General features: G+C 64.8%; 21 protein-coding genes. 8 read left to right on the top strand and 13 right to left on the bottom strand.

The window, feature by feature from the left end; translation table 11 throughout:
- Nucleotides 1–252: 252 nt before the first annotated feature.
- The 4 genes from dut to ubiE are packed head-to-tail and all read right to left on the bottom strand — an operon-like array spanning nt 253 to nt 4,548.
- Nucleotides 253–711, bottom strand: a complete 459-nt coding sequence (gene dut / locus JJB99_RS00325) for a dUTP diphosphatase (RefSeq protein ID WP_200496867.1) — start codon at nt 709–711, stop codon at nt 253–255.
- Nucleotides 708–2,159, bottom strand: a complete 1,452-nt coding sequence (gene coaBC, locus JJB99_RS00320) for a bifunctional phosphopantothenoylcysteine decarboxylase/phosphopantothenate--cysteine ligase CoaBC (protein ID WP_200496866.1) — start codon at nt 2,157–2,159, stop codon at nt 708–710. The genes dut and coaBC overlap by 4 nt, the downstream gene beginning before the upstream one ends.
- A 56-nt stretch (nt 2,160–2,215) precedes the next feature.
- On the bottom strand, nt 2,216–3,790 hold the full coding sequence (ubiB, locus tag JJB99_RS00315; protein ID WP_200496865.1) for a 2-polyprenylphenol 6-hydroxylase: 1,575 nt from the start codon (nt 3,788–3,790) through the stop codon (nt 2,216–2,218).
- Nucleotides 3,787–4,548 (bottom strand): bifunctional demethylmenaquinone methyltransferase/2-methoxy-6-polyprenyl-1,4-benzoquinol methylase UbiE, encoded by a 762-nt coding sequence (ubiE, locus tag JJB99_RS00310; RefSeq protein ID WP_200496864.1) that lies wholly within the window; start codon nt 4,546–4,548, stop codon nt 3,787–3,789. The genes ubiB and ubiE overlap by 4 nt, the downstream gene beginning before the upstream one ends.
- An 81-nt stretch (nt 4,549–4,629) precedes the next feature.
- Between ubiE and mutM the strand changes: the two genes are divergently transcribed.
- Nucleotides 4,630–5,529, top strand: a complete 900-nt coding sequence (gene mutM / locus JJB99_RS00305) for a bifunctional DNA-formamidopyrimidine glycosylase/DNA-(apurinic or apyrimidinic site) lyase (protein ID WP_200496863.1) — start codon at nt 4,630–4,632, stop codon at nt 5,527–5,529.
- Between the two features lie 217 nt (nt 5,530–5,746).
- Here mutM and JJB99_RS00300 read toward each other — a convergent pair whose 3' ends face one another.
- Nucleotides 5,747–6,490: a ParA family protein gene (locus tag JJB99_RS00300; RefSeq protein ID WP_200496862.1), complete on the bottom strand. Its 744-nt coding sequence runs from the start codon at nt 6,488–6,490 to the stop codon at nt 5,747–5,749.
- A 245-nt stretch (nt 6,491–6,735) separates the two neighbouring features.
- Here JJB99_RS00300 and ggt point away from each other — a divergent pair, with 245 nt between their 5' ends.
- Nucleotides 6,736–8,415, top strand: coding sequence for a gamma-glutamyltransferase (gene ggt / locus JJB99_RS00295; RefSeq protein ID WP_200496861.1), 1,680 nt, complete (start codon nt 6,736–6,738; stop codon nt 8,413–8,415).
- Between the two features lie 141 nt (nt 8,416–8,556).
- On the opposite strand, the gene JJB99_RS00290 is transcribed toward ggt, so the two are convergent.
- Nucleotides 8,557–9,915 (bottom strand): serine protease, encoded by a 1,359-nt coding sequence (locus JJB99_RS00290; protein WP_200496860.1) that lies wholly within the window; start codon nt 9,913–9,915, stop codon nt 8,557–8,559.
- Nucleotides 9,916–10,006: 91 nt separating this feature from the next.
- On the opposite strand from JJB99_RS00290, the gene JJB99_RS00285 reads away from it, so the two are divergent.
- Entirely contained in the window at nt 10,007–10,810 is an 804-nt protein-coding gene (locus JJB99_RS00285) for a HesA/MoeB/ThiF family protein (RefSeq protein WP_200496859.1), read from the top strand.
- A 14-nt stretch (nt 10,811–10,824) separates the two neighbouring features.
- Here the strand turns inward: JJB99_RS00285 and JJB99_RS00280 are convergent, their stop codons facing one another.
- Nucleotides 10,825–11,826, bottom strand: coding sequence for a 2-hydroxyacid dehydrogenase (locus JJB99_RS00280; protein WP_200496858.1), 1,002 nt, complete (start codon nt 11,824–11,826; stop codon nt 10,825–10,827).
- Nucleotides 11,827–12,144: 318 nt separating this feature from the next.
- On the opposite strand from JJB99_RS00280, the gene JJB99_RS00275 reads away from it, so the two are divergent.
- Nucleotides 12,145–12,675 (top strand): SH3 domain-containing protein, encoded by a 531-nt coding sequence (locus tag JJB99_RS00275; protein ID WP_200496857.1) that lies wholly within the window; start codon nt 12,145–12,147, stop codon nt 12,673–12,675.
- A 67-nt stretch (nt 12,676–12,742) separates the two neighbouring features.
- On the opposite strand, the gene irrA is transcribed toward JJB99_RS00275, so the two are convergent.
- Nucleotides 12,743–13,234 (bottom strand): iron response transcriptional regulator IrrA, encoded by a 492-nt coding sequence (gene irrA / locus JJB99_RS00270; protein ID WP_283816012.1) that lies wholly within the window; start codon nt 13,232–13,234, stop codon nt 12,743–12,745.
- Nucleotides 13,235–13,602: 368 nt separating this feature from the next.
- Between irrA and fabA the strand changes: the two genes are divergently transcribed.
- The 3 genes from fabA to fabI all read left to right on the top strand — a co-directional run bounded on the left by fabA (nt 13,603) and on the right by fabI (nt 16,323).
- Entirely contained in the window at nt 13,603–14,124 is a 522-nt protein-coding gene (fabA, locus tag JJB99_RS00265) for a 3-hydroxyacyl-[acyl-carrier-protein] dehydratase FabA (RefSeq protein WP_200496856.1), read from the top strand.
- A 39-nt stretch (nt 14,125–14,163) separates the two neighbouring features.
- A complete protein-coding gene (gene fabB, locus JJB99_RS00260; RefSeq protein ID WP_200496855.1) occupies nt 14,164–15,387 on the top strand; it encodes a beta-ketoacyl-ACP synthase I in 1,224 nt (407 codons plus the stop codon).
- Between the two features lie 135 nt (nt 15,388–15,522).
- Nucleotides 15,523–16,323, top strand: a complete 801-nt coding sequence (gene fabI, locus JJB99_RS00255; protein WP_200496854.1) for an enoyl-ACP reductase FabI — start codon at nt 15,523–15,525, stop codon at nt 16,321–16,323.
- Here the strand turns inward: fabI and JJB99_RS00250 are convergent.
- The 4 genes from JJB99_RS00250 to JJB99_RS00235 form a co-directional block, all read right to left on the bottom strand.
- Nucleotides 16,320–16,916 carry a glutathione S-transferase family protein gene (locus JJB99_RS00250; RefSeq protein ID WP_200496853.1) on the bottom strand — a complete coding sequence of 199 codons (597 nt, stop codon included), beginning with the start codon at nt 16,914–16,916 and terminating at the stop codon, nt 16,320–16,322. The two genes, fabI and JJB99_RS00250, sit on opposite strands and share 4 nt — an antisense overlap.
- A gap of 9 nt (nt 16,917–16,925) precedes the next feature.
- Nucleotides 16,926–17,738 carry a hypothetical protein gene (locus JJB99_RS00245; protein WP_200496852.1) on the bottom strand — a complete coding sequence of 271 codons (813 nt, stop codon included), beginning with the start codon at nt 17,736–17,738 and terminating at the stop codon, nt 16,926–16,928.
- A 111-nt stretch (nt 17,739–17,849) separates the two neighbouring features.
- The gene (locus JJB99_RS00240; protein WP_200496851.1) at nt 17,850–18,314 is read right to left on the bottom strand and encodes a GNAT family N-acetyltransferase; all 465 of its coding nucleotides are present in this window, start codon (nt 18,312–18,314) and stop codon (nt 17,850–17,852) included.
- 1 nt (nt 18,315) lies between these two features.
- The gene (locus JJB99_RS00235; RefSeq protein WP_200496850.1) at nt 18,316–19,242 is read right to left on the bottom strand and encodes a hydrogen peroxide-inducible genes activator; all 927 of its coding nucleotides are present in this window, start codon (nt 19,240–19,242) and stop codon (nt 18,316–18,318) included.
- Nucleotides 19,243–19,355: 113 nt separating this feature from the next.
- Here JJB99_RS00235 and katG point away from each other — a divergent pair, with 113 nt between their 5' ends.
- The gene (gene katG / locus JJB99_RS00230) at nt 19,356–21,521 is read left to right on the top strand and encodes a catalase/peroxidase HPI (protein WP_200496849.1); all 2,166 of its coding nucleotides are present in this window, start codon (nt 19,356–19,358) and stop codon (nt 21,519–21,521) included.
- Nucleotides 21,522–21,743: 222 nt separating this feature from the next.
- Here katG and pnp read toward each other — a convergent pair whose 3' ends face one another.
- On the bottom strand, nt 21,744–23,906 hold the full coding sequence (gene pnp, locus JJB99_RS00225) for a polyribonucleotide nucleotidyltransferase (protein WP_200496848.1): 2,163 nt from the start codon (nt 23,904–23,906) through the stop codon (nt 21,744–21,746).
- Between the last annotated feature and the right edge of the window lie 340 nt (nt 23,907–24,246).

Genomic DNA, 24,246 nt, shown 5'->3' with positions numbered 1-24,246 from the left:
CGGCCCCACAAAAATGCCGGGCGCGGAGTTCCCGCCTCACGTAGTTCTGCGGGTGATCCGGTTGGGATTCTCGCGTGTTAGCGGGTGGTGCGTGTGGCTTGCCACATGATGGTGCGCTCCCTCCCCCGCTTGCGGGGGATGGTTGGGGAGAGGGTGCCTCCGCAACGGGACACTCGCCCGGAGGAAAGAACCCTCACCCGCCGCGCTCTGCGAGCGCGACGGCCTCTCCCGCAAGCGGGAGAGGCAAGAAAACTACCGCCCCGTCGATCCAAAACCGCCGGCGCCGCGATCGGTCTCCGACAACGTCGCGACCGGAACCAGCGCGGCCTGCACCACGGGGGCGATCACCATCTGCGCGATGCGCTCGCCGCGCTTGATCACAAACGGCGCCGCACCGTGGTTGATCAGGATCACCTTGATCTCGCCGCGATAGTCCGCGTCGATCGTTCCCGGCGCGTTCAGCACGGTGACGCCGTGCTTGGCCGCAAGGCCCGAGCGCGGCCGCACCTGGGCCTCAAAGCCCGGTGGCAGGGCGATCGCAAGTCCGGTCGGCACCAACGCATATTGGCCTGGTGCGAGCGTCAGCGGCTCGCTGTCCGGCACCGCCGCCATCAAATCGAGGCCAGCGGCTTCTGCGGTCTGATAGCCCGGCAGTGGCAGGCCTTCGGCGTGGGGCAGGCGTTGCAGTTCGACCGTGATTGTCGTGCTCAAGATGCGGACTCCAGGGATTTGCCGGTCACGCTTTTGGCGACATGCGCGACCAGCTCGATGGCGACCTGTTCCTTGGTCATCACCGGCCAGGAATCAACTGCAATCTCGCCGTCCTTCGCACCCGTCTTGCGGCTGATCAGATGGACCGTGTTGCGATCGCCGCCCATCACGCCGGTGGCGGGTGAGACGTCGTTGGCGACGATCCAGTCGCAGCCCTTGCGGGCGAGTTTTGCCTTGGCGTTGTCGATCAGATGCTCGGTCTCGGCGGCAAAGCCGATCACCAGCGGCGGGCGCTTCTCGGTCAGCTTCGAAATCGTGGCGAGGATGTCGGGGTTTTCGACCAAGTGAAGCGGCGGCATGCCGGCCGCGGTCTTCTTCAGCTTCTGCTCGCCCTCAGTGGCGACGCGCCAGTCCGCGACAGCGGCGGCGAAGATGGCGATGTCGGCGGGGAGCGCGGCTTGCACCTCGTCCAGCATCTGCCGCGCGGATTCGACGTGCCTCACCGTCACGCCATGGGGATCGTCGAGGTCGACCGGGCCGCTCACAAGGATCACCTCGGCGCCCGCGGCCTGTGCTGCGGCAGCAATCGCAAAGCCCTGCTTGCCGGAGGAGCGGTTGGCGATATAGCGCACCGGATCGATCGGCTCGTGGGTGGGACCTGCGGTGATCAGCACGCGCTTGCCGGCAAGTGGGCGCGGCACCGGCGGCCGGAGCAGCCGTTCCGCGGCATTGGCGATCTCGATCGCCTCGGACATGCGGCCGATGCCGGCTTCGCCCGCCTCCGCCATCTCGCCTGAATTCGGCCCGATCAGCACCACGCCGTCGCGCTGGAGTTGCGCGACGTTGCGGCGGGTCGCCGCGTTGGTCCACATCAGCGGATTCATCGCCGGCGCGAGCAGCACCTTGCGGTTGGTCGCAAGCAGGATGGCGCTGGCGAGATCGTCGGCATGGCCATTCGCCATCTTCGCCAGCAGGTCGGCGGTGGCCGGCGCGACCACGACCAGGTCGCAATCGCGCGCGAGGCGGATATGGCCGGCGTCGAACTCGCTCTGGGGATCGAACAGGTCGGTATAGACGCGCTCATGCGAGAGCGCGCTCACGGCCAGCGGCGTGACGAATTGCTGCGCCGCCTTGGTCAGCACGCAGCGGACCTCGATGCGGCGCTCCTTCAGCCTGCGGATCAGATCAAGCGATTTGTAGGCCGCGATCCCGCCGCCGATGATCAGGGTGACGCCGGCCTCGGGAAGGGCGCCGGTGCGCTGGGGCATAGTGGTCGTGGATGGAGCCGGCGGCACCGCAAACGGCGTCAGCGGCTCCTCGCGGCCCTCGATCAGCTCCCGCAGGATGACCCGGACCTCTTCTTCGACCGACCTGTGGTTCCTGGCCGAGCGCAGCCGCAGATAAGTTTTGACGTTCTCGTCAAGCTTGCGGATGGTCAGGCTTGCCATGACGCCCTCCAGCACGGAATGATAGCGATGCTATCACCCACGTGATTGCAGTGCAATCATAGATTCCGGACGGCGATCAGGATTCCGATGAAAGTCGCGGCGATGATCCACAGTGCCACGGTGCGCCAGCGGTTCTTGCGGCCTTCGCTGCGGCCCATTGCCGCGATGCTCTCCGGCGACAAGCGGATGCCCTCCCGCGTCATGGTCTCGAGCTGCTCGAGCACCGCCACCGAGCGCTGGGCGATGTCGGGCAGGCGCATCAGCACACGCGCGAGGTCGCCGCCGCCGGCGAGTGCGCCCTGCACCCGGCCGATGGGTCCGAGATTGCGCTCGATCCATTCGCGCACCACGGGGTCGGCGACCTTCCAGATGTCGAGCTTCGGATCGAAGGCCCGCGCCACGCCCTCGACCACGACCATCGTCTTCTGGAGCAGGATCAGCTCGGGCCGCGTCGTCATGTCGAACAGGCCGGTGACCTCGAGCAGCAGGGTCAACAGCCGCGCCATCGAAATTTCCTCGGCGGTACGGTTGTGGATCGGTTCGCCGATGGCGCGGATCGCTTGCGCAAAGTTCTCGACCGAGTGATGCGCTGGCACATAGCCCGCTTCGAAATGCACTTCGGCGACGCGGCGATAGTCGCGGGTGATGAAGCCGAGCAGGATCTCGGCGAGAAAGCGCCGCTCCTTCATCCCAAGCCGGCCCATAATGCCGAAATCGACCGCGACGAGGCGGCCGGCGTCGTCGAGGAACAGATTGCCCGGATGCATGTCGGCGTGAAAGAAGCCGTCGCGCAGCGCGTGGCGCAAGAAGCTCTGGATCACCTTGCGGCCGAGATCGGGCAGATTGACTTGCGCCTCTTCGAGGCGCCTGTGGTCGTTCAGCGCGATGCCGTCGATCCACTCCATCGTCAGCACATTGTGCGTGGTGCGGTCCCAGTCGACGGCAGGCACGCGGAAATCGGGATCGCCTTGCGTGTTCTCCGCCATCTCGGACAGCGCGGCGGCCTCGAGCCGCAGGTCCATCTCCATCGCGACCGAGCGCGACATGGTGTTGATGACTTCGATGAGGCGCAGCCGCCGCGCCTCGGCCGAATAGGCCTCGGCCTTGTGCGCAACGAAGAAGAAGTCGGAGAGGTCGCGGCGGAAGCGCGCGGCGACATTCGGCCTCAGCACCTTGACCGCAACCGCCTTGCGGATGCCGTCGCGCTCCACCTCGCCGCGATGGACCTGCGCGATCGAGGCCGCGGCCACCGCCGGGCCAAAGCTCGTGAACACATCTTTCAGCGGCCGTTCCAGCGAAATCGCGATCACGGCTTCCGCCTCGGCTTGCGGAAATGGCGGCAGGCGGTCCTGCAGGCTTTCGAGGTCGCGCGCCATGATGACGCCGACGACGTCGGGGCGCGTTGCCAGGAATTGACCGAGCTTGAGATAGGCCGGGCCCATCCGGGTCAGGGCGCGCGAGATCCGCGGCCCGTGCTTGACGCCGCGCCGCTCGACGATGCGCGCAAGCTTCAGCGCGAGCTGTCCGGGCGGCGGCACCAGGCTCGGATCGACCGAGCCGAACACGCCTTCGCGCGCAAACACGAACGCGGCGCGGATCAGGCGCGCAATGTGGGTGATGGCAGAGATCACAAACGCCAGCCCGAATGCAGTGCGACGATGCCGCCGGTCAGCGTCTGCCAGCTGACGCGGGAAAAGCCGGCGTCGCGGATCATGTCGGCGAAGACGGCAGGCTTCGGAAACTTGCGGATCGATTCGACCAGATACCGATAGGAGTCGGCATCGCCCGTGACCATGCGGCCGAGCGGTGGGATCACCTTGAACGAGAACAGATCATAGAGCTTATCGAGTCCGGGCACCTCGACGGTGGAGAATTCCAGGCACAGGAAGCGGCTGCCGGGCTTCAGCACGCGATAGGCCTCACGCAGCGCAAGGTCGATCTGCGGCACGTTGCGGATGCCGAAAGCGATCGTATATGCGTGAAAGCTGCGGTCGGCGAAGGTGAGCGCCTCGGCATTGCCCTCGACGAAATCGACCTGGGTGTCGAGATGGCGCTTGGCGGCACGCTCGCGGCCGACGGCCAGCATGTCGGTGTTGATGTCGCAGACGGTGGCATGGAAGCCGGCACCCGCCGCCTTGGCGGCGCGGAACGAGATGTCGCCGGTGCCGCCGGCCACGTCGAGCAGCGCGAACGGCCGGTCGGACCTCGGCGGATCGAGCGCGTCGATCATGATGTCCTTCCAGACCCGGTGCAGGCCACCGGACATCAGGTCGTTCATCAAATCGTAGCGTGACGCCACGCTGTGAAACACGTCGTTCACCAGCGTCTGCTTGTCCCCCAGGGGAACGTCTTTGAAGCCAAAATGCGTGGTTTCGCCCGGCCGATCCATTACTCTACTCCACTGGGCGGACCATAGCCTGCCCGCCGCAATGGCGCTATCACACCGCCCTCATAAGGTGAATGCCTGACCATGCCTGAATTACCCGAAGTCGAGACCGTCCGCCGCGGCCTTCAGCCCGTCATGGAGGGTGCGAAAATCCTCAATGCGGAGGCCCGCCGTCCGGACCTGCGTTTTCCCTTCCAGCCGGACTTCGTGGCCCGGCTCCAGGGACAAGTCGTCACCGGGCTTGGTCGCCGTGCAAAATATCTCATGGCCGATCTCGCCTCCGGCGACGTGCTGCTGATGCATCTGGGCATGTCGGGCTCGTTCCGTGTCATCAAGCCGAACAACCAGGCTCAGCCGGGCGAGTTTCACTATCCGAGGGGTAAGGACTCCACGCACGACCACGTGCTGTTTCGGATGTCCTCCGGCGCCGACATCGTCTTCAACGATCCGCGCCGCTTCGGCTACATGAAAGTGATTGCGCGCAGCGCGCTTGACGACGAGCCGCTGCTCCGTGGGCTTGGCCCCGAACCACTCGGCAACGAGTTCGACGCCGCGATGCTGGCGCGGTCCTGCGCAGGCAAGACCACGAGCCTGAAGGCCGCGCTGCTCGACCAGCGCGTGGTGGCGGGTCTCGGCAACATCTATGTCTGCGAAGCGCTGCATCGCGCGCATCTGTCGCCGCGCCGGATCGCGGCGACGCTCGCGACCAAGGGTCGCAAGGGCGTGGTCGGGGGCGAGCCGACCGATCATGCCAAGAGATTGGTCGCTGCGATTCACACCGTGCTGAACGACGCGATCAAAGCCGGCGGCTCGTCACTGCGCGACCACCGCCAGACCTCGGGCGAACTCGGCTATTTCCAGCATTCGTTCAGGGTCTATGACCGCGAGGGCGAGAAATGCACGACGCCCGGCTGCGGCGGCACAGTCAAGCGCTTCACCCAGAACGGCCGCTCGACCTTCTGGTGTCCGAAATGTCAGAAGTGAGGTAGCGCCGTAGCCCGGGTGGAGCGCAGCGCAATTCGGGTCCAGCCTCTCCGCGAAGAGACTTATCCGGATTTCGTTTCCCTTCATCCGGCCTACAATCACGGGAAGAAGCGCGAAGCGAAGCAATCCGGCCGGGCTGGTGGCCGGATTGCTTCGTCGCTTGGGCTCTTTCACCGGATAGCGAAGAGCCCGCCTGGCGCCGGAGCGATCGCCCCTCTCAGGACGCCAGTGTCGTGATCTCGTCTGCTCCAAGCTCGGCGGCGAGGTGCAACACGCCGTTTACGGCCGAGATGACCTGGTCGATCAGGACATTGGTGGTAGCCTCAAGCTCGAGCCGGGTCTCGATCCAGCGCCAGAGGCCGCGGATCTCGTCGGCTGACTTGCCGTTCGGCGCGAACTCGCTGACGGCGAGCCCGCTCGCGAGCGAGTCCTGATGATCGTTGCGCATCGCGATCAGCGGGCGTGCGAGCACCTCGGCGAGATCGAGCGCGGCTTCCTCGGCGAGCGCGCCCGCGGCATTGTCGATGCGCTGGCCGCGGATCGGGGTCTGGTTCAGCACGAAGCTGTAGGGCCGCTTCCAGGCGCGCGCGACGCTGAGGGTGGAGACGGTCGCCTCGATATCGGCGACGCTCGGGCGGGCCGGGATCAGGCAGAGGTCGGAATGGCGGATCGCGGCGGTGGTGGCGGCGGACAGGCCCGCCGCGGTGTCGACGATCGCGAGCTGTAGGCCGCTATCGGCCAGCATCTTCAGGCGCGGCGCGATATCGGCGGCGTGATAGATCGGCTCGACGACGACATCGTCGCGATTGCGGCGGCGCAGCCAGTTGGACAGGGTGCCCTGCGGGTCGGTCTCGATCAGGCGGACAGTGAAGCCGGCCTCCTTGGCGGCCAGCGCGAGGCCGATAGCGAGCGTGCTCTTGCCACTGCCGCCCTTTTGGGTGGCCAGTACGATCGTGTGCATGGAAAGTCGAATCCTTTGGAGTGCTGGGGTCTTTGGGGTAACGCCACGCGAACGTGCATCGCTTCTCGATGCTGAGCTCTTCTCGCTCAGGACGTGCCCTGCCCGATCCAAAGGGGACCGCGGATGTCCGAATCAACGGGTAAGATGATGGCAGAATCGGGAATGCCAGCTAATCCGTACCAATACTGGACCCATAATCCCGCGTATGATGTGCTCGCCCCCGGTGAATAAGAAGGGCAGACGGCATGGGCGGAAGCTGGCGCGACCGGACGGAAACGACGTTTGAGTGTCAGAAGATGCCGGCGGTCTCGAGCCGCGGCATGGTGGTGAGCAACCACCCGCTGGCCTCCTGTGCCGGCGCCGAGATGCTGGCGGCCGGCGGCAACGCCATCGATGCGGCGATCGCGACCCTGTTCACGCTGACCGTGGTCGAGCCGATGATGGTCGGCATCATCGGCGGCGGCATGGCGCATATCCGCCTTGCCGATGGCAGCCATCGCTTCATCGACGGCCAGAGCACCGTGCCGGCCGCGGTGCGTGACACCACCTACACCTCCAAGCCGGGCTCGGCGCATGACGTGTTCGACACCGTCGGCAACGAGAATCTCAACGGCCCGAAGGCTGTCGCGGTGCCGGGCTCGCTAAAGGCTTGGTGCGAGACGCAGCAAAGGTTCGGCACCATGAGCCTCGCCGATGTCATGCAGCCCGCAATCAAGCACGCCGCGCGCGGCTATGCGGCGACGCCTTACCTGCACGAATGCATCAGCGAGAGCGCAGGCGAGATGCGCAAGGACAAGCCGATTGCGGCGATCTACCTGCCCGATGGCGAACCGCTGAAGGTCGGCGAGCGCGTGATGCAATCGGAATATGCCGAGACCTTGCGATATATCGCCGACCACGGCGAGACTGCGCTCTACGAGGGGCCGCTCGGCGACATCCTCGTCGATTACATGGAAAAGACTGGCGGCTTTATCCGCCGTAACGACCTCACCAATTACAAGACGGTCGAGCGGCAGCCGATCCGCGCGGACTATCGCGGCTGGACCATCTTTGGCCCGCCGCCGCCCGCGGCCTCCGGCGTGCATATCGCGCAGATGCTGAACATTTTGGAGGGCTACGACATCGGCGGTCTTGGCTTCGGCACATCAGAGACCATCCATTATCTCGCCGAAGTGCTGAAGATTGCCTTCGCCGATCGCGCCGCTGCCAGCGGTGATCCTGATTGTGTCGGCGTGCCCGTCGAACGGCTGACGTCGAAGGCTTACGCAGAAGAGCGCCGCCGCGTCATCGATCCGGCGCGGGCGCAGGTCTGGGGCGCCGGCGTGTCGCAGCTCGAAGGTGCACACACCACGCATATGACGGCGGCAGACAGCTTCGGCAATGTGGTCGCGACCACGCAGACCATCAATAATCTGTTCGGCGCCAAGATCATGATCCCGGGCCTGGGCGCCATCGCCAACAATTACATGAACCTGTTCGACCCACGTCCGGGCCATGCGCTGTCGCTGGCGCCGGGCAAGCGGGTGACGACCTCGATGTCGCCGGTGATGGCGCTCTGTGACGGCAAGCTGCGCTATGCGCTCGGCCTGCCCGGCGGAAAGCGCATCTTCCCGAGCGCGATGCAGACGCTGGTCAACCTGATCGATCACGGCATGAGCCTGCAGGAGGCGGTCGAGGCGCCGCGGGTCTGGACCGAGGGCAATGCGCTGGAGGTCGAGCAGGCCGTGCCGGAGAGCGTGCGCGCAAAACTCGCGGCGCTTGGTCATGAGGTGCAGCCGGTCGCGACGGTCGCCGGCGGCATGAACGGCATCGCCTTTCACGAGGACGGCACCATGACCGGCGCCGCCTGCTGGCGCGCGGACGGCACGCCGGTGGGGATCTCGGGTGGGCTCGCGAAGAGCGGGATCAGGTTCAGGCTGAGCTAGCTCTCGTGCCCGGACGCAGCGCAGCGCGAAGCGATGCGCTGCAAGAGCCGGGGCCCAGTATTTCTTGCACGGAATGTGGATGCATGGGTCCCGGCTCTGCCGCAGCGTCACTGCGGCCGCAGCGCGTCCGGGACGCGAGAGTTACTTGCGCACGCAGATCACGCGCACGACGGCTGCTTTCGCGTCCGCCGACGTGCCGTTCGCCACGACACCGTTCGCCTTCAGGAACTCGCGTACCGTGTCCGCGGAGACCATCACGGCCTGCGACGCCGGCACCGCTGTTGCAGGTCCCGCGACCATCGCCGGTTTCAACAGCGCGACGCCGGCGAACTTGCCGTCGGCGTCGATCACCGGGCTGCCGGAGAAGCCGACTGGCGGCGGCGGCGACAGCGCGGAATCGCTTGATGTGACCGGCGCCAGCGCGGCCTTGACGCTCGATACAGCGGCGGCTCCGCCCTGATTCTGCGGATCGGCGATGCCGATGACATCGACGCTCGTTCTCGCCGCGCCGCCGGCAAGGCTGAGCGGCTTCAGGCCGCGCGCACCGTAGATGTGCAGCAGCGCCAGATCGTGCTCCTTGTCCTCGGCGAGGTGATCGGCGCTGCCATAACCGGCGATCGTAATCGCGAGACAGCCGTCGGTGACGAGACGATCCGCCAGAATCGCGCCGTCGTCGCTGACGATGATGCCGGTGCCGTATTCGACAGTCTTGCGCGGCGGCGGCCCGGCCTGCGGCCCAGTCGGGAACGCATTGAATGCGCTCGACATCGCGATCACGACCGGCTCGACCGTGTTCTCGGTCGCTTGGTCGTAAAGGATCGTCATGATGCGGACCTCGTCACCTTTGAAGGTGCCGCGAACGTAGAATTTCTTCAGGCCCTGCAATCCCGACAGCACGAAGAAATCGGGCTTCACCACGGTGTAGTCGACCTTGCGGTTCGGCTCCTTCTTCTCCACTTCGGCGAGCCTGGCGGCGGTCGGATTCGCCTCCTTGCGGCGGCTGAGCAGCACCTGCACAGTTCCGGTCGGCGAGCTCCATTTCGAGCCGTTGGCGTCGGTCACTTGCTGCGGCACGAGCTTGCCGGGGATGCCGAGCCGCGCGCCGCTGGTCGGCTCCGTCACGATTTTCCAGCCGACGCTGTCCTGCTTCCGCCGGGCCGTCTCGGCGAGCGCGGCGCGCTCCTGCGGATTGAGCACGCCGGTCGGCTTGCCGCCCTTGGCCTTCTGGTACTCCTTGATGGCATCGACCATGCGCGAGCTGACGTCGCCGGTGATGGCGCCGTTATATTCGCCGACCCAGGCGAGGTCGGACTGAAGCGACAGCCGCTCGGCTTGCGCCATTGCGTCCGCGGTTTCCGACGGCGTTTGCAGCGCGGGTGGCTTGATCGGTACGGTCTGGACCACCTTCGGCCTGGTGCCGGGGACCTGCGGCACCGTCATTTGGGCGCTGGCGCCTGTGGCCGATGCCAACATCAGTGTTGCCGCAAGCATCGATCTCATGACAAATCCAGCCGGCCCATTGAACGCCATGCCATTGAAGCACATCTCGTTGGTCGCGAACAATGTTGGGGCGGTTCAGGAGTAAGACAAGGTGCTGAGCCCGGACGAACTCGAACGCTATGCCCGCCATATCGTGCTGCGCGATGTCGGAGGTCCGGGCCAGGCTGCGCTGAAGCGGGCCTCGGTGCTGGTGATCGGGGCAGGTGGGTTGGGTGCACCCGCATTGATGTATCTCGCTGCCGCGGGCGTCGGCACGCTCGGCGTGGTCGATGACGACGTGGTGTCGCTGTCCAACCTCCAGCGCCAGGTGATCCACACGACGCCCGATATCGGACGGCACAAGGTCGAGAGCGCGGCCGAGCGGATCGCGGCGCTCAATCCGCATGTCCGCTTCGTCGGCCACGCTACCTGGCTCAACGCCGACAATGCGCTCAGCCTGATCGGCGACTACGACCTCGTGCTCGACGGCTCCGACAATTTCTCGACCCGCTATCTGGTCTCGGACGCCTGCTTCTTCTCGAAGCGGCCGCTGATCACGGCGGCGCTCGGCACCTTCGACGGCTCGCTCACCACCATTCGCGCGCATGAGACGAACGAGCAGGGCGAATTCAACCCGACCTATCGCTGCCTGTTTCCGGAGGCGCCGCCGCCCGGCACGGTGCCGGCCTGCGCCGAGGCCGGCGTCATGGGCGCGCTTGCGGGGGTGCTCGGCTCAATGATGGCGCTGGAGGCGATCCGCGAGATCGTCGGGTTCGGCGACGGCCTCGTCGGCCGCCTCCTGATGATCGATGCGCGTGCGATGCGCTTCGAGACGTTGCGCTATGCGCGCGATCCGGCCAATCCGCTCAACGGCGACGGGCCTGTGATCACCGACCTCAGTGCCCATCGCACCTGATTGCGGCGGCTACGTCAGAGCATGCTCGGCAGCACGCGATCCGGCGGCTTGTGGGCGTCGAGGAAGGTGCGGATGTTGATGATCACCTTCTCGCCCATCTCGACGCGGCCTTCGATGGTGGCCGAGCCCATATGCGGCAGCAGCGTCACCTTGCCGGCTTTCGCGAGCCGCACCAGCTTGGGATTGACCGCAGGCTCGTGCTCGTAGACGTCGAGCCCGGCGCCGCCGATCTCGCCGCCTTCGATCAGCTTGATCAGCGTGTCCTCGTCGGTGACTTCGCCGCGCGCGGTGTTGACGATGTAGGCGTCTTTCCGGATCAGCTTCAGCCGCCGCGCCGAGAGCAGGTGATAGGTCGCCGGCGTGTGCGGACAATTCACCGAGATGATGTCCATCCGCGCCAGCATCTGGTCGAGGCTTTCCCAATAGGTCGCGCCCAGCTCCTCGGCGATCTTCGGCGCCACGGGACGGCGGTTGTGATAGTGGATCTGAAGGCCGAAGGCGCGGGCGCGGCGCGCCACCGCCTGGCCGATCCGGCCCATGCCGATGATGCCGAGGCGCTTTCCCCCGATGCGGTGGCCGAGCATCCAGGTCGGTGACCAGCCCGCCCAGGGCTTTCCTTCGGTCAGGATCGAGGCGCCTTCGATCATCCGGCGCGGCACGGCCAGGATCAGCGCCATGGTCATGTCGGCGGTGTCTTCGGTCAGAACTTTCGGCGTGTTGGTGACGGTGATGCCGCGGGCATGCGCGGCCTCGACGTCGATATTGTCGACGCCGTTGCCGAAATTGGCGATCAGGCGGAGCTTGCAATCCGGCTGATTCACGACATCAGCGCTGATGTGGTCGGTGACGGTCGGAACCAGCACGTCGGCGGTGCGCGCGGCCTCGGCCAGTTGCTCGGCCGACATCGGCGTGTCCTCGAGATTGATCCGCGCGTCGAACAGCTCGCGCATCCGCGTCTCGATCGAATCCGGCAGCTTGCGCGTCACGACGACGAGGGGCTTTTTCTTCACCGACATGTCCTGCCCTCATGAGGCGCGAGCCGCCGCCTCTGTCACCAAAGGCCGGCCGTTGAGGCCTCATTAACTCGGTTGTTCGACACTGCGACTGCCGTGTCGTCCCCGGCGTTTCCTTCAAGCTCTCCCGACATTTCCGGCCGGAAAATCGGGACAAACTGGTTGTTCAAGTGCCCGTCCTCTCTAGCAGAAGGCCGGGCCAAGACAAGAACCACGGGCCAGCTTCGGGAACACCCGCGTGGGGCGGGCGGGGTGTACGGCAGAGTTCGAATTGGGGTGAGGATCCGGCTTAGGCTGGGGTCTTCGACAGGAGACGGGTTGATGGTGTTGGGGCGTTTCTGTTCGGTGATGGCGCTCGTTTGCGCCTGGTTGAGCGCCTCGGTCGGTCCCTCGCATTCGGCCAAGGACAACACCCCGCAGACCGCCAGCGGGCTGCCGGTGCCGCGCTATGTCAGTCTCAAGTCCGACCACGTCAACGTCCGCGCCGGCCCGACCAAGGACAACGACGTGGCCTGGGTCTATACCCGTGCCGGTCTGCCGGTCGAAATCACCGCGGAGTTCGAGAACTGGCGGCGGGTGCGCGATTCCGAGGGTGCCGAGGGCTGGGTTTATCACTCGCTGCTCTCAGGCCGCCGCACCGCGGTCGTCACCATGAAGCACAAGGACGATCTGGCGCCGATCTACGACCGCGCCGATCCCGACAGCGCCGTTGCCGCAAAGCTCCAGGCCGGCGTCGTCACGCAGGTGAAGAAGTGCAGTGCAAACTGGTGCCGAGTCACCGGCAATGGCTTTGACGGCTGGATCCAGCAGGAGCGCCTCTGGGGCGTCTACGCAGACGAGCAGGTCAACTGACGGCCTGAAACGACAATGGCCGGGAAGCCCCGGCCATGACGACCAAATCGGCGGTCTCGGATTGATCTCAGCGCTTCTTGCGCAGCCGCACGACCATGTCGATGCGGGCGATCTCGTAACCCTCCGGCACCTCCGGCATCTTGGACAGCGCCAGATGCGGATCCTCGATATCGACCAGCTCGTGGCTGTTCTCGAGGTAGTAATGGTGGTGGGTGGTGACGTTGGTGTCGAAATAAGTCTTGGTGCCGTCGACGCTGACCTGACGGAGCAGGCCGGCATCGGTGAGCTGGTTCAGCGTGTTATAGACGGTCGCCAGCGACACCGGAACCTTGGCGAGCGTTGCCTCCTCGTAGAGCATTTCAGCCGTGAGGTGGCGCGCACCCTTGCCGAACAGCAGCCAGCCGAGCGCCATGCGCTGGCGCGTTGGGCGCAGGCCGGCGGACTGAAGCATTTCGTTGACGTCATGCCACGGGCAGCCGGTCAGTGCCGGCTGGCGGCCGGACAAGAGGGCCGCCGTATCGGCGTCGTCGTCGCGATGATGCGGTGTATTCTCGCTCATTTCCAGATTTCGGCACGCGTGGACACTATCTATATGCAATATATGGACAGATAGATGCAGATGCAAGTTTCTCGCAACTAGAGAGGTTCTAATCAGGCCTTGGGGTTCCGTCAGCTTTGGAACGAGGCGAGGCCCTGTCATTTTACCTTCATGAGGGTGCTTTGCCACCGAAATGGCCTGTGTTAGAGAGCGCGCGGTTCCGCATAGCCGATTTTGGCGCAGCCAGGCATGCAGGCCCGGCTCGCAGTCCATCCGGGCCTTGCGGGAGCGGCGCCCGACGGTGGCAATTGGCGTTGCTCTCCGACCGAGACGGGGCCCATTTTCGCCAAGAAACGCCGCTCAATCGGGATTAGAACAAAGGCTCGTCTATGCTGAACAGGCGCAACGGTTACGAATACGAAGATTTGCTGGCGTGTGCCCGCGGCGAGATGTTCGGCCCGGGCAATGCCCAGCTGCCGCTGCCGCCGATGCTGATGTTCGACCGCATCACGGAAATTACCGACAATGGCGGCGAGTTCGGCAAGGGCGTCGTGCGCGCCGAGCTCGACGTGAAGCCCGACCTCTGGTTCTTCGGCTGCCACTTCAAGAACGATCCGGTGATGCCGGGTTGCCTTGGCCTCGATGCGCTGTGGCAAATGGTCGGCTTCTATCTGGGCTGGATCGGTGGCGAAGGTCGTGGCCGCGCGCTTGGCCTCAGCGAACTGAAGTTCGGCGGCCAGGTGCTGCCCGAGGCCTGCAAGGTTGTGTACAACGTCGATATCAAACGCGTGATGCGTTCAAAGCTGGTGCTCGGCATTGCCGACGGGTGGCTTTCGGTCGATGACCAGATTATTTATCGCGCCAAGGATCTGAAGGTCGGCCTGTTCAAGCAGGGCACGAGCCTGGGCTAAGCGCATTACCTGGAAGACAACGATTTAGGCGAGGCTGTCATGAGGCGGGTTGTGGTCACCGGGATGGGTATCGTCTCGTCGATCGGAAACAACACCCAGGAAGTGCTTGCAAGCCTTTACGAGGCGAAGTCGGGCATTTCGCGGGCGGAGAAATATGCCGAGCTCGGCTTCCGTTCGCAGGTAGCGGGTGCACCCACGCTCGATCCTTCGACGGTGGTCGACCGCCGCGCGATGCGCTTCCTCGGCCAGGGCGCGGCCTGGAATCACGTCGCGATGGAGCAGGCGATCCAGGACTCCGGCCTGGCGCCCGAAGAGGTCTCCAACATCCGCACCGGCATCATCATGGGCTCCGGCGGCCCCTCGGCGCGCACCATCGTCGAATCCGCCGACATCACCCGCACCAAGGGCCCGAAGCGCGTCGGTCCGTTTGCAGTGCCGAAGGCGATGTCGTCAACCGCTTCCGCGACGCTCGCGACCTGGTTCAAGATCAAGGGCGTGAACTATTCGATCTCCTCGGCTTGCGCGACCTCGAACCATTGCGTCGGCAACGCCTACGAGACGATCCAGATCGGCAAGCAGGACGTCATCTTCGCCGGCGGCTGCGAGGAATTGGACTGGTCGCTCTCGGTGCTGTTCGACGCCATGGGCGCGATGTCCTCGAAGTACAACGACACGCCCGCCACCGCCTCGCGTCCCTACGACCTCAATCGCGACGGCTTCGTCATTGCCGGCGGCGCCGGCGTGCTGGTGCTGGAAGAGCTCGAGCATGCCAAGGCGCGTGGCGCGCGCATTTACGGCGAGATCGTCGGCTACGGCGCAACCTCCGACGGCTACGACATGGTCGCGCCGTCAGGTGAAGGCGCCGAGCGCTGCATGCGCATGGCGATGTCGACGGTGAAGACCAAGGTCGACTACATCAATCCGCATGCGACCTCGACGCCAGCAGGCGATCCGCCGGAGATCGACGCGCTCCGCCGCGTGTTCGGCAGCGGGGAGAAGTGCCCGCCGATCTCGGCGACCAAGGCGCTGACCGGCCACTCGCTCGGCGCCACCGGCGTGCAGGAAGCGATCTATTCGCTGCTGATGATGAACAACGGCTTCATCTGCGAAAGCGCCCACATCCAGGAGCTCGATCCGGTGTTCGCCGACATGCCGATCGTGCGCAAGCGCATCGACAACGTCAAGATCGGCACCGTGCTGTCGAACTCCTTCGGCTTCGGCGGCACCAACGCCACGCTGGTGTTCAGCCGGCTGGATGCGTGAGGCCTTGCGTACGCATTGGTATTTTTTTCGTCATGGCCGGGCTCGTCCCGGCCATCCACGTCTTTGCTACCGGTTGGAAAACGTGGATGGCCGGGACAGGCCCGGGCATGACGGACAGCGGAGAGTAATCGCAAGATGGAAGGTTTGATGAAAGGCAAGCGCGGTCTGATCATGGGCATCGCCAATGATCATTCGATCGCCTGGGGCATGGCGAAGACGCTGCATGCCCACGGCGCCGAGCTTGCCTTCACCTTCCAGGGCGAGGCCCTCGGCAAGCGCGTCAAGCCGCTGGCGGAGCAGCTCGGCGTTGACCTGGTGCTGCCGTGCGACGTCGAGGACATCGCCAGCGTCGATGCGACCTTCGCGGCGCTCCGCGAGACATGGGGCAAGCTCGACTTCGTCATCCATGCGATCGGCTTTGCCGACAAGAACGAGCTGAAGGGCCGGTACGCCGACACCAGCCGCGAGAATTTTTCGCGCACCATGGTGATCTCCTGCTTCTCGTTCACGGAGGTCGCAAAGCGCGCGGCCGAGCTGATGACAGAGGGCGGCAGCATGATCACGCTGACCTTCGGCGCCTCCGAGCGCGCGATGCCGAACTACAACGTAATGGGCGTCGCCAAGGCGGCGCTGGAAGCCTCGGTGCGCTATCTCGCCTCCGATTTCGGCCCGCGCGGTATCCGCGTCAACGCGATCTCCGCCGGGCCCGTCCGCACGCTCGCCGGCTCCGGCATCGGCGAGGCGCGCGCGATGTTCGCCTTCATGCAGAAACATTCCCCGCTTCGCCGCGGCGTCACGCTCGACGAGCTCGGCGGCTCGGCGCTGTATCTGCTATCCGAGCTGTCAGGCGGCGTCACCGGCGAAATCCACTATGTCGATTCCGGCTACAACGTCGTCCTGATGCCCAGGCCGGACGACCTGAAGTCGCCGGACTAACCCGCCGCGATCTGCTCCGCGCGCTGGAACGCCGGCCGCGCCATGCAGCGCGCGAGATAGGCATCGAACACGGTGCGCGACGGCACCATCTTGAACAGGCGCACTGCGAAGTTCAGGCCCGAGCCGACCGTGATGTCGGCGGCCGAAAATTCCTCGCCGAGAATCCACGGTCCCTTGGCGAGCGCAGCTTCCAGCACGTCGAAGACCTGGGTCGCGCTGCCCCAGGCCGCGGTCGAGGTCGGCACCTCGATCTTCGTGAAGATCTGGATGATGGCGGGCTCGATACAGCCGGGCGAGAAGAACAGCCATTGCAGATAGCGCGCGCGGCGCGGATCGGTGATGGACGGCGCCAGCTTCGTCTCGGGATAGCGATCGGCGATGTAGGCGCAGATCGCCGCGGCTTCGCCCAGCGCGGCCTCGCCGTCGCTGAGTGCCGGCACCTTGCCCATCGGATTGACCTTCAAAAACTCCGGCGCTTTCTGCGCGCCGGTCGAGATGTCGGTCAGCACGCGCTCGTAGGCTAGGCCGCTCTCCTCCATCAGCCACAGCGTCGTGAACGAGCGTGAGCGGGGCGACCAATAGAGCTTGATCATGGCGAATCCCTATTGCTGGAGCAGTCGGGGCAACGTCCGGTCGAGACTTGTTGTCAGCAGCGTGCGGATGGCGTCGCGCAGTTTCTGGTTGGCCGGCACCTCGGCGGGAGCCGCCGGAAACGCCGCCTCATCCAATTCCTGGTTGGGGCCGCTGATCGGGTTGATCCCCATCAGGCGCGACATCATTGGCTCGTCATCCAGGGAAGCGGCGCCCTTCTTGATGACCTCGAATGACTGTCCATCGTACACGGTGATGTAGGTCAAGGCGAACAGGAACGTGCGTCGCTTGATGGGATTGCCCCACTTCACGATACCAAAGCCTTCGACGGACTGGTTGGTATTGCTGAAGCCGTTCTGGAATCGCTCGATCAGAACATAGCGCTGGCACTTGGATCCGGCCGCCGTCCGTTGGACGAAGTCGAGCCGCTCCGGGTTGCTTCTCAGCATCGGCGATGCTGATTCCGCAGCACGCGCCCAAGAGCTGGGCGAATACGCTATTAGTTTGACCGACTTGCGGGAAGCTGCGGCCTGAACGCGCGATACGATGACGCTCTGGAGTCCCCATTTATCGACATCGACGGGCGTGTATTCGTTTCCGAACATTGTGAAGCCGACCTGCTGAACGCCAAATCGACTGGCCACCGTGGAAATGAGACCGATCTCGCACGGTCTTGAGTCCGGACTGCTGAACGGCATCGCGTTCGGTGCGACTTTCGGAGAGCCGTCCTTGGCCGCCCGTATCGTTGGCGTGGTGGTCGCTAATGGCGATGTCGTTTGCGCATCGGCGCTGCCGATGAAACCGGACAGGAAGATCGTGATCAAACAGACGCGAAGCATGGATCGGCAGACATGGCTTTCGAGATGTCCCTATTGGGACTCGGAGTATTCCTTAGAGCGAGCCGATGACAACCGCAAGGCGAAGATCTTGGCGCGCTACGCGTCGATGGCGCTTCGCTTCCACCGGTAATACTTCATCGTAAAGCCATTCGACGGCTCGACCTCTTCCTTCTCGAACACAAAGCCTTCGCGCTCGTACCAGCGCCAGGCCTTTTCGTTCTCGCGGACGCAGCGCAGGTGGATTTCGTCAGGCATTTGCGTGCGCGTGAAGGCGAGCAATTGCCGTCCTAGCGATTGCCCCTGATAGTCGGGGCCGACGAACAGCATGTCGAGATAGAGCTTTGGCAGATGCAGCGCCAGCATTGCGGCGATGGTGCCGTTGTCGTCGGCGACGAACAGGCTCCAGCCGTCCGCGATCTCGCGCCGGATGCGCGCGCGCAGGTTCGCGAGCAGGAAGTCGCTGGCCTCGGCGAGCCCGGTCGAGACCCAGCTCTCCATCCAGACGCGACCGATCTCGTCATATTCGTCGGCGCGGGCGGGGCGGATCACCGGATGCGACATCTCAGGCCCGCTGGCTGCGCGCGGCCTGGCGTGGTCTTGCCTTGCCGGCGGACAGACACACCACTTCGGAGATTTGCAGGAGCTGCCGCGCCAGCGGGCTGGTCTTGCGCCAGACCATGCCGATGGTTCGGGACGGCTCCGGGTCGCGGAAGCGCGACAGCGAGACCGAGGCCGACCGCGTCTCCACCGGCACAGCCATCTCCGGGATCAAGGTGACGCCGATGCCGGCGCTGACCATCTGGACCAGCGTCGAGAGCGAATTGGCGTCCAGCATCTCGCGCGGCGGCGCCGATTGCATGTTGCAGAATGACAGCGCCTGGTCGCGGAAACAGTGTCCCTCCTCGAGCAGCAAGAGGCGCATCTCCCGCATCATCTCGCGCGACGGCACCGGCGTGCCTTCGTCGGAGCCCGGCCGCACCAGCAAAAACTTCTCGTCGAACAGCGCGACCTCGGCGAGCGAGGGCTCCGACACCGGCAGCGCAACGATGGCGGTGTCGAGCCGGCCTTCGACCAGCTCCTGGATCAGCCGCGGCGTCATCGTCTCGCGCACGCGGATGTCGAGCTCCGGATGCAGGCGCGTCAGATTCTTGGTGATCTTGGGCAGCAGATAGGGTGCGATCGTCGGGATCATGCCGATGCGAAGCCGCCCGGCGAAACGGTCCTGCGAGGCGCGGGCGAAATCGCCGAGCTCGTCGACCGATCGCAAAATGTCGCGGACGCGCTGGGAGAGCTCCTCGCCGAACCGGGTCAGCGCGACCTGCCGGGCGCTGCGCTCCAGCAGCAGGCCGCCGAGTGCTTCCTCCAACTCCTTGATCTGCATCGACAAGGCCGGCTGCGAGATCGAGCAGGCCTCCGCCGCGCGGCCGAAATGACCGTGACGCGCCAGCGCGTCGAAATAGCGGAGCTGGCGCAGCGTCAAATTGATCATCAGAAAATCCTATCGCAGCGATCACTAAAGTCAACTTCCCCTGATCGGAGGCGACGCCTAGAGTGGCCTGACCTGGTCAAAGGCGCCGTCGGACGCCACCAGAGGAGGTAATCATGGATGACACTTCGAAGTGCCCGTTTTCGGGCGGAAAACCCGCGCGGGTGAACCGCGACTGGTGGCCAACCCAGCTCAGCATCGAGATGCTGCACAAGAATTCCGACCTGTCCGATCCGATGGGCAAGGAATTCGACTACGCCAAGGAGTTCAAGTCGCTCGACCTGAACGCGGTCATCAAGGACCTGACTGCCCTGATGACGGATTCGCAGGAATGGTGGCCCGCCGACTTCGGTCACTATGGCGGCCTCATGATCCGCATGGCCTGGCACAGCGCGGGCACCTACCGCATCACCGACGGCCGCGGCGGTGCCGGCGCCGGCCAGCAGCGTTTCGCGCCGCTGAACAGCTGGCCCGACAACGCCAATCTCGACAAGGCGCGCCGTCTGCTCTGGCCCATCAAGCAGAAATACGGCCGGAAGATTTCCTGGGCCGATCTGATGGTGCTTGCCGGCAATGTTGCCCTAGAGTCGATGGGTTTCAAGACGTTCGGTTTCGCCGGCGGCCGCGCCGACGTCTGGGAGCCGGAAGAGCTCTATTGGGGTCCGGAAGGCACCTGGCTCGGCGATGAGCGCTACAGCGGCGAACGCCAGCTCGCCGAGCCGCTCGGCGCGGTGCAGATGGGCCTCATCTACGTCAACCCGGAAGGCCCGAACGGCAAGCCGGATCCGGTCGCCGCGGCCAAGGACATCCGCGAGACCTTCTTCCGCATGGCGATGAACGACGAAGAAACCGTCGCGCTGATCGCGGGCGGTCACACTTTCGGAAAGACCCACGGCGCCGGCGATCCGTCGCTGGTCGGACCGGAGCCGGAAGCGGGCGCGCTGGAAGATCAGGGCCTCGGCTGGAAGAGCAAACACGCGTCGGGCATCGCCGGTGATTCCATCACCAGCGGTCTCGAGGTGACTTGGTCGCAGACTCCGACCAAGTGGAGCAACAACTTCTTCGAGAACCTGTTCAAGTACGAATGGGAGCTGACGAAGAGCCCGGGCGGTGCCAACCAGTGGACGGCCAAGGGCGCCGATGCGGTCATTCCCGATGCCTTCGACAAGTCGAAGAAGCATCGGCCGACCATGCTGACCACCGACCTCTCGCTGCGCTTCGATCCGGCCTACGAGAAGATCTCGCGGCGCTTCCACGAGCATCCCGATCAGTTCGCGGACGCCTTTGCCCGCGCCTGGTTCAAGCTCACCCACCGCGACATGGGCCCGATCCAGCGCTATCTCGGCCCGCTGGTGCCGAAGGAGACGTTGATCTGGCAGGATCCTATTCCGGCCGTGAACCACGAGCTGGCCAACGATCAGGACATCGCCGCGCTGAAGACCAAGATCCTGGCCTCGGGCCTTTCGGTCTCCGAGCTGGTTTCGACCGCCTGGGCGTCGGCCTCGACGTTCCGCGGCTCGGACAAGCGCGGGGGCGCCAACGGCGCGCGCATCCGTCTTGCCCCGCAGAAGGACTGGGAAGTGAACGAGCCGGCTCAGCTGTCGAAGGTTCTCGGCAAGCTGGAAGCGATCCAGAAGGACTTCAACGCGTCGTCAGTTGCGAAGAAGATCTCGCTGGCGGACCTCATCGTGCTCGGCGGCACCGCCGCGGTCGAGAAGGCCGCGAAGGATGCCGGCGTCGACGTCAAGGTCGGCTTCACCCCGGGTCGCATGGATGCTTCGCAGGAGCAGACCGACGTTGACTCCTTTGCTCCGCTGGAGCCGCGGGCTGATGGCTTCCGCAACTACATCGGCAAGAAGCATCAGTTCCTGCAGCAGGAAGAAGCCCTGGTCGATCGCGCGCAGCTGCTCAAGCTCACCGGCCCCGAGATGACGGTGCTGGTTGGCGGCCTGCGCGTGCTCGGCGCCAACGCGAACGGGTCGAAGCACGGCGTCTTCACTTCGAAGGTAGGCACGCTCAGCAACGACTTCTTCGTCAACCTGCTCGACATGAGCACGCAGTGGGCCCCAGTGGCTGACGGCAGTTATGAGGGCCGCGACCGCAAGACCGACGCGGTGAAGTGGACCGGCACGCGCGCCGATCTGATCTTCGGCGCACACTCGCAGCTCCGCGCCTTCGCCGAGGTCTATGCGACCTCCGACTCGAAGGAGAAGTTCGTGCAGGACTTCGCCAAGGCCTGGACCAAGGTGATGAACCTCGACCGGTTCGACATCGCGGCGTGAGGTTGACACCTCTCCCGCTTGCGAGAGAGGTCGACGCGCGAAGCGCGGCGGGTGAGGGCTCTTTCCTCCTTGGGAGTCTCTCTGTGGAAACACCCTCTCCCCAACCCTCTCCCGCAAGCGGGCGAGGGAGCGCAGCTCGGCCCGGGGCGAGCACAAACAACGAGCACAAACAAAAAGGGCGGCCGAGAGGCCGCCCTTCGTGTTTCTGATGCAGTGGTGCGATTACTCGCCGGCTGCTTCGCGCGGGGCCTTCTCGCCCTCGGCGGCCTTGTCCTTGGCCTCGAGGTCCTCGCCGGTGGTCTGGTCGACCACCTTCATCGAAAGGCGGGTCTTGCCGCGGTCGTCGAAGCCGAGCAGCTTGACCTTGACCTTGTCGCCTTCCTTGACGACGTCGGAGGTCTTCTGCACGCGCGCCGAAGCGAGCTGGCTGATGTGGACGAGGCCGTCCTTGGAGCCGAAGAAATTCACGAAAGCACCGAACTCCATCACCTTGACGACGGTGCCGTCATAGATCTGGCCGACTTCCGGCTCGGACGCGATCGACTTGATCCACTTGATCGCGGCCTTCATCGCCTCGCCGTCGCTGGAGGCGACCTTCACGGTGCCGTCGTCCTCGATGTTGACCTTGGCGCCGGTCTTCTCGACGATCTCGCGGATCACCTTGCCGCCGGTGCCGATCACTTCGCGGATCTTGTCGGTCGGGATTTTGAAGGTCTCGATGCGCGGCGCGTATTCGCCGAGCTCGGCGCGGGCGTTGGTGAGCGCCTTGGCCATCTCGCCGAGGATGTGGATACGCCCATCCTTGGCCTGGCCGAGCGCGACCTTCATGATCTCCTCGGTAATGCCCTCGATCTTGATGTCCATCTGGAGCGAGGTGATGCCCTGCTCCGTGCCGGCGACCTTGAAATCCATGTCGCCGAGATGATCTTCGTCACCGAGGATGTCCGACAGAACCGCGAAGCGCTTGTCTTCGAGGATCAGGCCCATGGCGATGCCCGCGGTCGGCCGCTTCAACGGCACGCCGGCATCCATCAGCGCGAGCGAGGCGCCGCAGACGGAAGCCATCGACGAGGAGCCGTTGGATTCGGTGATCTCCGAGACCACGCGGATCGTGTAGGGGAACTCGTGATGCGGCGGCAGCACCGGGTGGATCGCGCGCCACGCCAGCTTGCCGTGGCCGATCTCGCGGCGCTTGGTGCCGCCGAGGCGGCCGGTCTCACCGACCGAGTAGGGAGGGAAGTTATAGTGCAGCAGGAACGTTTCCTTATACGTTCCCGACAGCGCGTCGATGTACTGCTCGTCTTCGCCGGTGCCGAGCGTGGTCACGACCATCGCCTGGGTCTCGCCGCGGGTGAACAGCGCCGAGCCGTGGGCGCGGGGCAGCACGCCGACTTCGGCGACGATGTTGCGCACCGTCTTGGCATCGCGGCCGTCGATGCGCTTGCCGGTGTCGAGGATGTTCCAGCGAACGATCTTGGCTTCCAGCTCCTTGAACACGCCGGCGATGCGCAGCTTGTCGTATTTCGGCTCCTGCCCTTCGGGGAAGTAGTGTGCGATCACCTTTTCCTTGACCTTGCCGACCGCGGCGTAGCGATCCTGCTTGACCGGAATGGCGTAGGCGGCGCGCAGCTCCTGCTCGACGAGACCGAGCATTTCCTTCTCGAGCGCCGAATTGTCGATTACGGTGACTTCGCGAGGCTCCTTGGCGGCGTTCTCGGCGAGCTCGATGATCGCGTTGATGACCGGCTGGAAGTGGCGGTGACCGAACATCACGGCGCCAAGCATGATGTCCTCGTTGAGCTCCTTGGCTTCCGATTCCACCATCAGTACGGCGTCCGCGGTGCCGGCGACGACGAGGTCGAGCTGGGTGTCGACCATCTCGTCGAGCGTCGGGTTAAGAATGAACTCGTCATTGGCGAAGCCGACGCGTGCCGCTCCGATCGGGCCCTTGAAGGGTGCGCCGGACAGCGTCAGCGCGGCCGAGGCCGCCACCAACGCAACGATGTCGGGATCGTTTTCCATGTCGTGCGAGAGCACGGTGACGATCACCTGGGTTTCGTTGCGCCAGCCGTCGACGAACAGCGGACGGATCGGACGGTCGATCAGGCGGGAGACCAGCGTCTCCTTCTCGGTCGGACGACCCTCGCGCTTGAAATAGCCGCCGGGAATGCGGCCCGCGGCGTAGGTCTTCTCCTGGTAGTCGACGGTCAGCGGTAGGAAGTCGACGCCTTCGCGCGGCGCCTTCGCCGCGACGACGGTGGCGAGCACCACGGTCTCGCCATAGGTGGCGACGACGGCGCCGTCGGCCTGGCGGGCGATCTTGCCGGTTTCGAGCTTGAGAGGGCGTCCGCCCCAGTCGATCTCGACTGAATGCTTATTGAACATAGAGGTCTTCTTTCATGGGTTCTCGAAAGAAGGAACGGCTCGAAAAACAAAAACCATGCGCAAGATTGCAGGACGCTGATCGGAGCGGATGATCAGCGACCTGCGATCCTGCCATGGTTTTTGGATTTCGGATGGCGTCCATCCTTTCGGGTCATACGGGCGCCTTGCCCGTTGTGCCCAGCCGCCGGATTGCTGCTGGACTGTCAGTCGGCACGAATGCGAACACCGAACCGCGGTCTTCGCCCATCGTGCCCGGTTGCGAATCGTCCCTCAAGCATGATCCGGAAAAGTGCGAAGCGGTTTTCCGAAAAGATCATGCTCAAACAACAATCCAAAAGTG

Origin of the sequence: Bradyrhizobium diazoefficiens (genome assembly GCF_016616235.1) — a bacterium.
In the GTDB taxonomy this organism is placed as follows: domain Bacteria; phylum Pseudomonadota; class Alphaproteobacteria; order Rhizobiales; family Xanthobacteraceae; genus Bradyrhizobium; species Bradyrhizobium diazoefficiens_H.
The sequence above is the reverse complement of the archived record's forward strand: the minus strand, read 5'-3'. Positions and strand labels throughout refer to the sequence as shown.